The sequence below is a fragment of the Xanthobacter tagetidis genome, from assembly GCF_003667445.1.
Classification (GTDB): domain Bacteria; phylum Pseudomonadota; class Alphaproteobacteria; order Rhizobiales; family Xanthobacteraceae; genus Xanthobacter; species Xanthobacter tagetidis.
Window position 1 is genome coordinate 1 of the sequence record NZ_RCTF01000005.1, and the last position, 12,245, is coordinate 12,245.

The following is a 12,245-nucleotide window of genomic DNA, read 5'->3' on the forward strand; positions in this document are numbered from 1 at the left end:
GGCGCGGCCGCCGGCGGCGCCGCGGACGGTGCGGCGCCGGCTCCGGCCGCAGCCGCGCCGAGGCGGGCGGCACATTCGCTGTAGAACTTCGGCCAGGTCATGCCATCCGGAACCTTGCCGGCATCCTTCGCCTTGCTCCATTCCGCGGCGCATTGCTGCTGGCGGGAGGGCGTCTCGGCGGCGGCGGGCAGGCTCATGGCGAGGGCGGCGCCGCAGGCGGCGCCATAAAGTGCGATGCGCAACGTCATTGCGCGCTCTCCCCGAAAGGCCGCGCGATCTGCGCAGCGCTGCAACCTACTGCACAATGCGGTGGAAAATCGATGCCAGAATGCAGTCCGGCCGCCGCTTTTCGACCTGACGCAACGGCCGGTGGACGGCCGCCGCCGGCAGTTGGACATGCCGCCCGACCGAAGATATGTTCCGCCGCCGCGTTGGGGCGTAGCCAAGTGGTAAGGCAGGGGATTTTGATTCCCCCATTCGGAGGTTCGAATCCTCCCGCCCCAGCCATTTTCCTGCGCATAATCAAACCAGTACGCCTGCGACAATCCGGACCTGACAGAACAGACGGAGAATTCCGGACGCACAGGAGTCGGCACATCTTGTTCCCTTTTCGTTCTGCCATAGGCTCAGGCCCATGGACCCCGCCGACCTCACCCCTCGCCAGGCCCGCGCCGCCGGCTACGAATACCTGGCGGTCTACCACTGCCAGATGACGGTGCACCTTTGGCTGGAGTACCTTCCGGATATCCCGGTGAGGCGAATTCGCTATAGGTGTCAGCGCTGCGGGGCGCCGCTATCGCCGGAGGAGGCATCCGCCGAGCTCGGCCGAATGACGGACGCTTTGGGCTACGTGCAGGGCTTCCGGTATCCGAGGTGACCAATGTGCAATCTGTACTCGCTCACCAAGGGGCAGGCGGCGATCCTCGCGCTCTCGCGCGCCATGCGCGACACGACGGGCAACCTGCCTCCCCTGCCCGGCATCTTCCCGGACTATTCCGCGCCGATCGTGCGGACGGGAGCAGATGGGGTGCGCGAGCTGGCGATGGCGCGCTGGGGCATGCCCTCTTCGCAATTCGCGCTGATGGAGGCGGCGAAGAAGCGGGCGGCGAAGCTCGAGGCCAAGGGCCAGGAGGTGGACTTCAAGGAGCTGCTGCGGCTGGAGCCGGACAGCGGCACCACGAACATCCGCAACACCGCGAGTCGCCACTGGCAGCGCTGGCTCGCGCCGGCGCACCGCTGCCTTGTGCCCTTCACCAGCTTCAGCGAGCACAACAAGGCCGCCGGCGGCGACATCTGGTTCGCGCTGTCGGAAGAGCGGCCGCTGGCCTTCTTTGCCGGCATCTGGGCGGGCGGCTGGACCTCGGTGCGGAAGATCAAGACGGGCGTGGAGACACTCGACATTTACGGCTTCCTCACCTGCGAGCCGAGTGAGCCCGTCGCGAGCGTGCACCCCAAGGCGATGCCAGTGATCCTTAGGGAGGCTGCGGAGATCGACACATGGATGAACGCGCCATGGGAGGACGCCAAGGCGCTGCAACGTCCCCTGCCCGCCGGCGCCCTGCAAATTGTGGCGCGCGGGATACGGAAAGACGAGGCCTGAAGCGGCAAAAGCCGCCCTGCCGGAGGAGAGCGGGGCACGGGCTATGGTTGCCTCACGAGGGAGGAAGGTGCAACGATCTCGGTGCTGCTCCGCTTTCGCCTGAGGCTATCCCCATGATGACCCCAGCCGACGCCCGCACGGCTATTGAGAATGCGCTACGCCGTCAGATCGGCCCTCTCCCGCCCGGCACCATCATCGTGGTGCGCGACGACAGCGAGCCCCGCTACAATTGGACCATCCAGGTACATGGCGGGGGCGCAGCGCAGGCAGACGGCGCCGCGCTCACCCACCACCAAGAGATCATGGCGCGCTTCGAGGCGGTGCGGAACGCGAACCCCTTTTTGGATTTCTGCGCAGGGTAGCGCGATAGGCCCTATCCCGGTAATCTGCTCCGCGCCTATCCAAGCCCTGACCGGGTAGGCGGGGAGTCGGGCGGTCGCTCCCCCGCGGCGCGCCCGGCTCACTCCCCGCCGCCTATGCGGCGACGCGATGCTCCTGCCAAATATCCAGCAGCCGGAATGCTGCTTCGAGCGAGGCCACCTTTCCCAGCACATCGATGCTGCCTACTGCCTGATCGCTCGCCACTTCAAAAAGGAAGTAGCCACCGAACCCAAGGTGTTGTGCTCCTGCGTCAATAATCGTTTGACGGGAAAGCGTCGCTACGTGAATACTGCGGCCATTGCCCAGCTTGGCGCTTCCGAGGATATCATCCATGGTCCGTGCTCCGGCTCAGCGGCCAACGCCGCGCATATCCGTCAACGATCTGGCTCAGTTCATGGTTTCATCGGACACCGCGCGGATGGGCATCATCCGCCGGGCGAAGACGCCGCCAGCCGCTCCGATCATCCGGTACCGCGACGTTCGACCGGTTGTTACAGCATACTTGGCGGATCCTCTACGCACTGTGAATCACATCGTCGCAGCCGAGGCGATGTTCGATCAGCGCGCCTCCGATCCAGCGGAGAGCCCGCTCCGCCAGGATGACGCACGTCAGTCGATCGAGGTGCTGCATGCACTCCAGCAGATGCAGAACTCCTTGGGGGCTTTCGACTTCCATGCCGCCCCGCCCGATCAGCCCAAGATCAACCTGGCCGGCGTTGAAGTTTCAATCCGAGCCGAGTTGCTGGTGCACGGTGTGGCGCGAGGCGGCGCGCACCAGATCGGTGGGGCTGTCCTTCGCCTGACGCAGGATGTCGGCGACAGTGATGCGGCGCGGGACAAAAGGCGTGAAATGGGCCTCTACGTGGCGACCATGGCGAGCCGCCATATCGGGGACCACTTCGCCGGCACTCGGACCGTATCCAACCGGCTTTGCATGTCGATCGACGTGCAGCATGGCGAAGTTTTCATCGCCCCGCCCGCCGTCACCCGCCGAATGGCTGATATGGAGAATGCTTGCCGCTTCATAGCTGCGATGTGGGAGAGCGCTTAGGCTTACTCTCCCGCGAAGCCGATGAACGGCTCCGGCGCGGCATCCTCCGGCGCGCGGCGCGGCTCGCACCAGTCGTCCCGCGCCGCCGCCACCAGGTCGGCCGCCATCATCAGGCCCGTGCGCCGGCGGAGCGGGACGCGCAGAACCTGGCGCCCGTCGCCATCGGCGAGCGGCACCACCAGTTCCACCCGGCCGGGCGTCCGCACGATATAGGGGCCGACATCGGGATGCGGCGTCGGGCCGCCGCTCATTTGAGGAGCGGCGGCAAGGGCGGCAGGGTCGGCGGCGAGCCGTCGCGCCAGATGCGCGCCCAGCGCATTAGCGCGTCGCACAGGCTCATGCCGATGAGGCCGAGCACAAAGCCCACCATCCCCTCAAAGGACGCCGGGCTGATCTCCGGCGAGGCGAGGTAGCGCGCGGCAAAGGCGGCGCCCGCCGGCGTGCAGTAGCCGGCGACGATGGTGCCCACCACAGCCGTCGAGAGATGGCGCAGAGGCGAGCCGCCGGGCCGGGTGAGTGAGCGCGCCAGGCCGCCGGCGGCGCCGGCGAGAAGGTGCGCCAGCTTGACGCCGAGCACGGTGGGATCGGGCGGAAGATCGGCCATCAGCGCCACCCGCACAGCTTGCGCCCAACGGCGTTGTGGGCCTTGGCCTGACGTATGGTGTCGTCGCTGTCCCTGACGGACCACCGCACCGGCTTCGCCGCGCGGCAGAAAACGTCAGTCCCGCCGGAACCCGTCGTCGTCGCGCAGGCGCTCAGGGTCAGAATTGCGGCGATCAGCGTCAGCGCGCGCGCGCTCCGCCTGCTGGACGGCACGGTCTGCATTGGCCCGCTCCTTTGTGGCCTGTTGAGCGGCGCCCTTGCGCACGCCGAGATGATGGATGGCGAGGGCCGCGGCGCCGGCGAGCCAGGCCAAGGCCGGCTTGAGGCCGAGCGCCGACCAGAGCGCCACGAAGCCGGCGACGCCGGCCGAGACGATCAGCGCGAGCCACCAGTCCCCGCCGCACAGCAGCGTCGCAACGAGGCTCACACCCGCCGCAGCGGCCGGCAGCGCCCAGCCGAGGCCGAGCGCCGCCGCCCACTTGGCGGAGAGGAGGGCGACGAGCGCGGTCATGCCGGCACCGCACCGTCCGGCTCGGCCGAGGTGCCGAGGTCCGGCGCATTGAGGTCGAGGGCGTCCATGATCTCCGCCGCCTTGGCCTTCGCCCACTCGCGATAGACGAAGCCGAGGACACCCACGAGCGCGCCGACCACCATGAGGATCATGAGCACGGTCGCCGCGGTGTCGCTCTTGTCGGCCAGGGGCGTGAGCGCATCGGTCGCCGTGGTGATGCCCGTGGTCACGGTGCCGCCGGCGGCGAGCGCGTCGCCGATGGCCTTCGGCGGAGGCGACTTGGCGGACGAGGCATAGGCCTTGCCGCAAGCCGTGGCCGTGGGCATCGGCAGGTGCACCGAGCCGGAGGCGATGGCCTGCCCGAGCTGCTTCGCCTCGGCAACGCGGCGACCCCATCCCTTGCCGAACACGTCCCAGGTCTTGAGGTTCTTCAGCATGGCGAGCCGGCGGGCCTGGATATCGGCGATGACCGCGTCGTGGTCCTCCGCACGCTCCAGCGCGGCGAGCGTCGCCGGGCCAAGCACGCCGTCCGCCGCGATGCCGAGCGCGCGCTGCAGCCACTTGGTGGCCTGCGCCGGGCCGGAATTCACGGCGCCGTCGAACACCACGTAGTCGATGCCGGCGGGCAGCTTGTCGCCCTGGATCAGGTCCCAATAGCGCCGGCGGTAGATCTCCTGCAGCTCGCTTTCCTCAAGCTGCCGCACGTCACGCGTGGGCAGGCCCTTGGACCGGCGATAGTCGTCATAGACCCGCTTGATGACGCCCTTCATGGTGGGGCCGCCGGGGTCGCGGGGATGGTTGAAGTAGCCGCCCTCGTGCACCAGGACAGCCGCCAGCGACGGCGCGAAATTGCTCGCAACCATGGGGACCTCTCAGATTGTCAGGAGTGGGCCGCGCTCAGGCGGCGATGGTGGCCATATCGCTGGTCAGCGTCCGCAGGGTCGCTGCGGCCTGATTGTCGCCATAGGCATTGGGGTGGATGCCGTCGCCGGTATAGTTGCCGCCGACTGTATTCCAGAGCAGTTCGTTCGAACCCAGCCGCGTTGCCGCGTTGAGGTCGATGTATTTCGAGGTGCTCGCGCCAGCAATGGAGCCGCCGCGAACCAGTGCATTGTAGGTCGCGATCTTGCCGCTGGAGAGATCAGCCTGCGTACCAGCGTCGAAAGGATTCCCAGTCCACGGGGTGAGCGTGGTCATGATCGTTTCGCGCGCGATCGACGCCCAGAAACTGTTGAGGCCCTCGGTGTAGCCCTGCAAGGCCGAGATGGAGGCCCCTAGGTCGTTGTGCCCCAATTCGTTGACGACGATCGGGCGGAGGCCGCACATCGCCATAATTTCCAGGCGCTTAGCCATTTTCGCCGGGTTGCCGCTGTTATAGAGCACGCTGGCCTGCGATCCGGAGCGCCCGAAATTGAGGCAGTCATAGCTCGACTGGCAGACCAGCTTGTCCCAATAGCTGATGTTGCCGTCAGCATCCGCACCAGTAGACCAGTCAGAACGGAGCCCGATGGCGTGCAGAATACTATCGCCAACACCGATAAATGCAGGCGTGGTGTCCGTGCTATAACCGAGCAGGATCGGCGTGACCGCGTTTACGCCTGCCGAAGTGCCGGCGGACGTGGCAGAGCCGGGCGTGTAGTTTTGCGCATTCGTCGTGAGCGCATACCGATCCGAGGTGATGGCCGCCGCGTGCGTGTTCTGCGGGATCAGGCCCGAGGCCCCCCGGTCGATCTTGAGATGGACGCGATAGTAGGCCCCGGCCGGGATGTCGATGTCGGCCTCGGCCCAGGCGTTGGAAAGATCGGCCGCCGTGAGGGTCGTCGACCCGCCATGCGCCAGCGCGACCGCCGTCCCCCCAACAGGGTACTCCACCCAGCACCACCACGTGCACCCGGCACCAGGGCCGACCTCGTCTTCCGTCAGGTTGACGTACCACCACGGAAGAACGGCCCTCACCCTTTTGATGGGCCGAGGACCATTCTTGCGGATGATCGCGCTCGCGAAATACTGCGCCGTCCGCGTCGCCGTCGCCAAGGCATTGCGGTTGCCCATGATCGACAGGGTGGGCGAGCGCCCCCCGCCGAGGACAGCGAGGCTGGAAAGAGAGAGGGAGAGGGAAAGGGAGGGCATGGGCGATGTCCGATCAGTCGTCGGTGGCCGCGTCCTCGGTGTAGGTCACCTGGACGTACATGAGCTTGGCATCGGCGCCGTAGGTGTCGGACGCGTCGGACGGGTAGCGCACGATTTGCAGGCGGAGCACACCATCCGCCGCCAGCGTGCCAGACGCGGTCACGGCAGGTGGGGTTGCGACTTGCAGACGGTTCGCATTCCCCGGCGCCGGGGAAGCAACCGCCTGAGCAGTGCCGAACGCCAGCGCCAATGTGTTGGTGCTATCAGCCGGATTTGTGATGGCTGCCTGTATACCCCAAACAACACCGCCAGAGTTGCTATCTGACGGCGCCCACCCAATCTTGCAAATTAACGAACCGCCATCCCACGACTTCGGCATCGGAAGCAGTGCGACTGCGTATTCCAGGATGGTCGAGTCGAAATTGACACTCGGATAGGTAAAGCCCGCTGCGGGCGCCACAGTGCCGGCGGAGGCGCCGAATCCGGTGAACTGCGGGGCTGGCACAGTAATCGTGCGCTTGCCAGCGGTCTTCGCGGTGCTCGCGTCCGTCACGCGCCCGTCGGCGCCGATGGTGAGCACCGGGGACTCGGTCGCGCTGCCGTAGGTTCCGGCGACGACGCCGGAGGCCGGGACCGCCTCTATGGTCCAGGCGGAGGTGCCGCGAAAATAGAAGGCGGGCGGGTCAACACTCAAATCCACCACGCGCATGCCGGCTTCAGGCGCGGTGAATGCCCAGGCCGCCGCCGCAGTCCATGTGGCGAGGTATCCGGCCTTTCCGGACCACGCGGCGCTCGGCGAGGAACCGATCAGGTAGACATCTCCTACCGTGGGAGAGCCGGGCGGCATGTCCAAGAGCGCGTCGGTCACCAGGTAATCGGCGCGGCGGGAAAGGAGCAGCACTTGGTTGGCGACCAACTCCTCCACCGCAGCCGAGACCGACACGCCAGAGCGGCGCGCGGGGCTGTCATAGACGATGCGGTAGGGGTCGCTGGTGAGGCTCGTTCCGGGCCAAGGATCGAGCAGCGTCAGCGCGCCGGAGGTGTCCTCGATTGAGGCGATGATGCCGCGCGCTCCGGTCGCGGGATCGATGAGGGAGTCGCCCTCGCGGATGGTCGTCCACGTCACGCCGGAGCCGGTGACGGCGGTCGAGCCGTTGGCGACGCTGATGGTTCCAGCGGCATAGGTCATCGCGAAAGTCATTCGCTGGGCTCCAGGATCACGCGCACGTCGGCGCTGCGCCAGGGGAAGGGCGGGGCCACATGCAGATCAGTCGTCTGCGGCACGATGGACACGACGCCATCCACCACCGGGACAGGCTCGCCGCGCATCTCCACCACCGTTCCTTCCGGCAGGCCGGAGAGAACCGCGACGGGCTCATCACCGGGCGGGGCGTACACGGTCGGCAGCGGGGTCAGGTCATCCGCGCACCGCGCCGGGCTGACAGTCGCGACGGGCGGGAGATCGAGCGCCGGGCGCGGCACGATCTGGTCATCGACCACATAGTGCTCGGCTGGGTTGGCGTCGACAAAGCGGATTACCTCGTGCTGCCCGCAGGTGACGCGCCCCAAGCACCGCTCGACGTTTGCCGCCGAGCCGCCGTGGAGGATTTCGCCTGTGATGAGGTCGTACACGATGAATTTCATCGCTTGGTCTCCTGACCCGTCACAAAGACCTGACGGAAGACCTGTTCATAGGTCGAAGTCACAAGCCAAATCTCGTAATCGACCGATCCAGATACGTTGTCGAAGTCATAATAGTTGAAAATATGCTGCGACGTGTAGGCAACGCCAATCGAGTCCGCGAAGAAAAACATCGTCTTGACGGTCGTGGAGACGCCAGAGATCACACGGCGCACCTGAATAGACCCTGCGCTCGGGTTCGCGGCGCCGGTGTGCCTGATCTGCACGTCAATCGTGATCTGCGCAGTGGTGCTCGCCGTGCGGTTCAGAGTAACGTCGGCGAATTGCCGCGCCCCGCTGAAGGTTCCACCGCCCGAACCGGCATAATCGTTGTAGTAGGAGTCGAAGGCCGTGATCGCATTGGGCGCGATGCGATCCGTGTCGATATCGTTGGTTCGGATGCGGTTGGCGTAGAGCGTTCCCGAGAGCATGAGGTTGCCGTCGAGATAGGCATTCCCACCACTGATCGTGAAAAGCGGAAAGAACGTATCGCCCGCCGCGTTGCCCACGACGAACTGGTCCGCGATCACGTAGACCGCGCCCGTGTAGCCGCCCATGCCGTCAGGCACGAGGCCGACGCGCAGGCCGGAGGAGTAGAACTCGCCGTCCGCCTCCACCTTGGCCGCGATGTCATAGGCCACGGTCGCCGAGCCCCACCCGGCGCGGGCGACGCCGGAGATGGTCAGGCTCGCCGCGACATCGCCCACCTGAACAGAGAGGGCCGTGACCTGCGCCGCGAGCGCGCTGTCCGGGCCGACGGCGAGAAGCAACTGCTCGTAGAACTCCGCCCGCACGCCCGCTATCGCCGCGACGCGCGAGGTGCGCTCATCCACATAGGTCGAATAGGTCCGCGCCGAAATGTCCGCCTGCACCATGGCGAGGGCGTCGGACAGGGCCTCGAAATAGTCCTGCTGCTCGCCGGCCACGCGCTCGAATTCGGCCCGCAGGGACGCCTCGAAATTGGAGACCGTGACCTCGACCATCTCATAGGTGATGTCCGGCGCCGCAACGTCGATGGTCTGCCACGGCCCCTTGGACGAGCCCACGGCGGCGACGCGCAGCTTGAGGGCGCGGGGCTCCACCACCCACGTGGCCTCGGCGTCCCGGCTCTCCGCGAGCGTCTCCCACGTGTCCCCGTCGTCATAGGAGACCTGAGCGACGTAATAGAGCGCGCCAGCGGCCGGCCACCACGAGGCGGAAAGCGCCGGCTCGATCAGCCCTTGCTCGATCTTGGCCACCAGCCCGCCGACCACGGGCGCGCGCGGCAGGCGCAGCGTGGGGAGGGCCGGCAGGGCATCCGGGCTGCCGCTGCTTTCGTGCACGCGCTCATCGTCCACCACGAGGACAAGCTGCACCCGATCGCCGCTCGGCGCGCCGGTCATCGCGATGCAGCGCCGCTGCCAGGCGGTGCCGAGCCCGTGCGCATAGGACGGATGCTCGGCGCCGGGCGAGCGCGCCAGAACCTCGGCCAGGGTCGTTTCCTGCTGCGTCTCCACCAAGGCAAGGTCGGTCGGGTCGAGAATGCAATCGGCGTCCGTCTCGCCGCGGTCGCACTTGACCGGGCCGAAGGCGCCGCCGAACTTGTTGCGGATCGAGATGTAGTGCTGTCCGCTCTCCGCCCACACCGGGGCCGGCTCCAGCGTCAAGGTGCCCTCATCCTCGGCCACCACCTTGCCGGCCGCGCCCCATGCGCCGGGGATGTCGGACTGGACAAGGAGATGGTCGCCCATCGACACGAGGCGGCCATCGTGCTCCGTCTCCAGCGTGGGCCGCACCCGGCGGTATTGCGACTGCCGATAGAGAAACTGCGCCTCGCGGTACGCCTGCGCCCGCTGGACGATGCCGGGGAGCTGGATGCGCACCGGATAGTCCGTCGCATAGTCGGTGGGCACCTGCACCTCGGCCGGCTGCCAAACGCTCTCATCGATGTATTCCAGGATCACTGCGTCGGCGGAATCCTCCGGCTGCATCAGGTATTCGACGGAGAGCGAGCCCCGCACGATCTCCTGGTCCGTCAGCATCATGGACGGCACGTCGCGCCACTCGTCACGCACCAGCGTGAGCACGTCGCCCGCCCACCTGTGCTTGGCGCGGGTGACGCGGAGCGCCGTGTCGAGCGCCTCCGGAACGCCCATGGCCGAGGAAAAGGTGAAGTCGAAGCAGTCGCCGCGCGTGGTCGCGCCGGCGTCGAGGGCGAGGATGGACTGGAGGTCCACCTTGGAAATCGCGCGCCGGGCGCCGTAGTCCTCATTGGTCGCGATGTCCCACATCGCCCAGGCCGGAGAGCGCGTCGCCTGCTCCACCCATGCGGAGCCGTTCCACACCGGTAGGATGCGGGTGGAGATGACGGACATGCGCTGCGCCGCCGCGCTCGTGAGCTGCTGCGTCGCCCGCATGGTGATCGCGGTCACGGACACTCCGGTAAACGACTGCGGCCCGGTCAGGTAGGCGCGCAGGCCCGCCCAGGCCACAGCGTCCGTGATGTTGCTTTCAGCGCTGGAATCATTGTTCCGGCGCAACCGGACCTCATACCGGCCTGGGGCGACCGCCACCTTGCGGCTGAACCGCTTCGGCTTTGTGGTCTGCCCCCCATAAGCTTGAGTGAAGAGCGTGGCCCAATCGCCCGTTGGCGCGCCAAGATCGTCCACCGGGCGATATTGCGCCGTGATGGGCACGAACACCGGGGACAAGCCGCCCGACGAATTGACCTGATTGAGACCGCCCGGGAACCCAATATCGATCGCGAGATGGGTGGCCGTGGTGCCGGCCGCGTTGGCGATGAAACCGCCCACCCATTCCAGGTCGTCGGGAAGCTCCTGGCCAGCCACTTCCGCGGCGGTCGCCACGTTCAGCGGGAAGGACGTGATCTCCTCGCCTGGCTCATAGAAGTCGATTGAGACGCCACTGAATTCGGAGTTGATCCCCGTGCCGCTATCCCAGAGCACCGTGTCGTCAACAAGGATCTGGTGGCGCTCGTACTTGCCCAAGCCGTCGACCAGCACCACGTGCAGGAACTGTTCGTTTCCGAGGTATTCCGACCACGGCACCGCGGCATAGTCTGGGGCGCGCTTCACTCGGCCATAGGAGACCGGGATGGTCTGGAGCACGCGGGCGGAGTTGGACTGCGTGCCGAAGCTGTAGATCTGGCCGGGGTCGTCGTCCTGGCCGCCCGCCTTCGGGGCGATCAGGGTGTTGATGGCAAACGCGCCGCCGGCCATGAAGGCCGCGCCGATGATGCCCTCCGCCAGCTTGCCGCCACCGAACAGCACGCCCGCCAGAGGCCCCGCCACCACCGTCGTGAGGGCCATGAGGGCGATCATCGCCACGAGGCCGGCGATCTGCTTCCCCTGCGCCGACCCGCCGCCGAGCGGCTTGCTGACAAACGCGAGACGGTCCTTCTTGCGCAGCCGGCGCCGGCCCCAATCGGCGCGCATGAGCGGCTTGCCGTTGAGCACGCAAATCGTCGGCAGCTTGTCCGTGCTCCAGCCGGTGCGGCGCAGGAATCCGTTCACCGTTTCGCGGGCGCGGATCGGCGCCTGCGCGACCTGGTGGCCGGGCAGCGTGACGTGGACAGCAGCGTGCATCAGATCGGCTCGTAGAACCGCAGGCGCGCCCAGCCACGGGCGCGAAGGGTGGTCATAAGCTCCAGCATCACGCCTGCCCCCTGGTCCGCATGGATGATGGCTTGCTCCGGCCGGAGCCAGACGCCGATATGGGCCGGCCGGTTAGAGCGGGCCATGAGCACGAGGGCGCCGTCGGCTGCCGTCACGAGGCCGTGCGGCCTGCGCTCCACCTCGCGCCAGCGGGCGCGTTCCGGGTGGCCTTCGATGCTCTCGATCATCCATCGCCAGGACGGCAGGGACGGCACCTCGGCATCCGGTAGCTCCCGGCCGAACATCTCCCGCTCCACCTCCCGCGCGAGGTGCCAGCACGAGGCGCTGGAGGACCACGGGCGGCCGATGAGGGAGCGGAGATAGGCGGGACGGTCCATGAACGGTCATTGCACCTTGAGAAAATCGGGCTCGCCCACCAACAGGACGCGCCCGGTGGCCTTGGGCATGACCTCGCCACGCCAGAGCGCATAACCGCCGCCGACGATCAGGCGATCACCGGAATTTTCGAAGACCCTGGCGCAGGTGAAGTGCCCACCCTCAAATTCGGTGAATTCCAGACCCACCAACACCATCCCAGCGCGACATCTGCCGACCTCCGATGCACGGCGCGCAATATGGGCAGCCTCGGCCCGCCCTACGCCCATTTCGACTAAACAGGCCTCATCAACGAGCATG

Annotated in this window: 15 protein-coding genes, 1 tRNA gene and 1 pseudogene; 5 read left to right on the forward strand and 12 right to left on the reverse strand. The window is 67.1% G+C overall.

Annotated features, from left to right (window positions below; translation table 11 throughout):
• A pseudogene (locus D9R14_RS07370) lies at window positions 1–248 on the reverse strand (hypothetical protein); the annotation flags it as partial.
• 184 nt (window positions 249–432) lie between these two features.
• On the opposite strand from D9R14_RS07370, the gene D9R14_RS07375 reads away from it, so the two are divergent.
• The 4 genes from D9R14_RS07375 (at window position 433) to D9R14_RS07390 (ending at window position 1,962) form a co-directional block, all read left to right on the forward strand.
• A tRNA-Gln gene (locus D9R14_RS07375) sits at window positions 433–507 on the forward strand.
• Window positions 508–634: 127 nt separating this feature from the next.
• Complete coding sequence (locus tag D9R14_RS07380) at window positions 635–877, forward strand: hypothetical protein (protein ID WP_121622687.1); 243 nt, start codon at window positions 635–637, stop codon at window positions 875–877.
• A 3-nt stretch (window positions 878–880) separates the two neighbouring features.
• Window positions 881–1,600 carry an SOS response-associated peptidase gene (locus D9R14_RS07385; RefSeq protein ID WP_121622688.1) on the forward strand — a complete coding sequence of 240 codons (720 nt, stop codon included), beginning with the start codon at window positions 881–883 and terminating at the stop codon, window positions 1,598–1,600.
• A 113-nt stretch (window positions 1,601–1,713) separates the two neighbouring features.
• A complete protein-coding gene (locus D9R14_RS07390; RefSeq protein ID WP_121622689.1) occupies window positions 1,714–1,962 on the forward strand; it encodes a hypothetical protein in 249 nt (82 codons plus the stop codon).
• Window positions 1,963–2,074: 112 nt separating this feature from the next.
• On the opposite strand, the gene D9R14_RS07395 is transcribed toward D9R14_RS07390, so the two are convergent.
• Window positions 2,075–2,314, reverse strand: a complete 240-nt coding sequence (locus D9R14_RS07395; protein ID WP_121622690.1) for a hypothetical protein — start codon at window positions 2,312–2,314, stop codon at window positions 2,075–2,077.
• Between D9R14_RS07395 and D9R14_RS07400 the strand changes: the two genes are divergently transcribed.
• Window positions 2,313–3,032: a hypothetical protein gene (locus D9R14_RS07400; RefSeq protein ID WP_121622691.1), complete on the forward strand. Its 720-nt coding sequence runs from the start codon at window positions 2,313–2,315 to the stop codon at window positions 3,030–3,032. The two genes, D9R14_RS07395 and D9R14_RS07400, sit on opposite strands and share 2 nt — an antisense overlap.
• A gap of 2 nt (window positions 3,033–3,034) precedes the next feature.
• Here the strand turns inward: D9R14_RS07400 and D9R14_RS07405 are convergent, their stop codons facing one another.
• The 10 genes from D9R14_RS07405 to D9R14_RS22850 form a co-directional block, all read right to left on the reverse strand.
• Window positions 3,035–3,283 (reverse strand): hypothetical protein, encoded by a 249-nt coding sequence (locus tag D9R14_RS07405; protein WP_121622692.1) that lies wholly within the window; start codon window positions 3,281–3,283, stop codon window positions 3,035–3,037.
• The gene (locus D9R14_RS07410) at window positions 3,280–3,636 is read right to left on the reverse strand and encodes a hypothetical protein (protein ID WP_147452973.1); all 357 of its coding nucleotides are present in this window, start codon (window positions 3,634–3,636) and stop codon (window positions 3,280–3,282) included. The genes D9R14_RS07405 and D9R14_RS07410 overlap by 4 nt, the downstream gene beginning before the upstream one ends.
• Before the next feature lie 114 nt (window positions 3,637–3,750).
• Window positions 3,751–4,146, reverse strand: coding sequence for a hypothetical protein (locus D9R14_RS07415; RefSeq protein ID WP_121622694.1), 396 nt, complete (start codon window positions 4,144–4,146; stop codon window positions 3,751–3,753).
• Complete coding sequence (locus tag D9R14_RS07420) at window positions 4,143–5,009, reverse strand: glycoside hydrolase family 108 protein (protein WP_121622695.1); 867 nt, start codon at window positions 5,007–5,009, stop codon at window positions 4,143–4,145. Before D9R14_RS07420 ends, D9R14_RS07415 begins: the two co-directional genes overlap by 4 nt.
• Window positions 5,010–5,043: 34 nt before the next feature.
• Entirely contained in the window at window positions 5,044–6,276 is a 1,233-nt protein-coding gene (locus tag D9R14_RS07425; protein WP_121622696.1) for a GDSL-type esterase/lipase family protein, read from the reverse strand.
• 13 nt (window positions 6,277–6,289) lie between these two features.
• Entirely contained in the window at window positions 6,290–7,477 is a 1,188-nt protein-coding gene (locus D9R14_RS07430) for a DUF2793 domain-containing protein (protein ID WP_121622697.1), read from the reverse strand.
• Entirely contained in the window at window positions 7,474–7,920 is a 447-nt protein-coding gene (locus D9R14_RS07435) for a hypothetical protein (RefSeq protein WP_121622698.1), read from the reverse strand. The genes D9R14_RS07430 and D9R14_RS07435 overlap by 4 nt, the downstream gene beginning before the upstream one ends.
• Entirely contained in the window at window positions 7,917–11,540 is a 3,624-nt protein-coding gene (locus tag D9R14_RS07440; RefSeq protein ID WP_121622699.1) for a host specificity factor TipJ family phage tail protein, read from the reverse strand. The genes D9R14_RS07435 and D9R14_RS07440 overlap by 4 nt, the downstream gene beginning before the upstream one ends.
• Window positions 11,540–11,947 carry a hypothetical protein gene (locus D9R14_RS07445; protein ID WP_121622700.1) on the reverse strand — a complete coding sequence of 136 codons (408 nt, stop codon included), beginning with the start codon at window positions 11,945–11,947 and terminating at the stop codon, window positions 11,540–11,542. Before D9R14_RS07445 ends, D9R14_RS07440 begins: the two co-directional genes overlap by 1 nt.
• 6 nt (window positions 11,948–11,953) lie before the next feature.
• Entirely contained in the window at window positions 11,954–12,244 is a 291-nt protein-coding gene (locus D9R14_RS22850) for a hypothetical protein (protein WP_147452974.1), read from the reverse strand.
• Between the last annotated feature and the right edge of the window lies 1 nt (window position 12,245).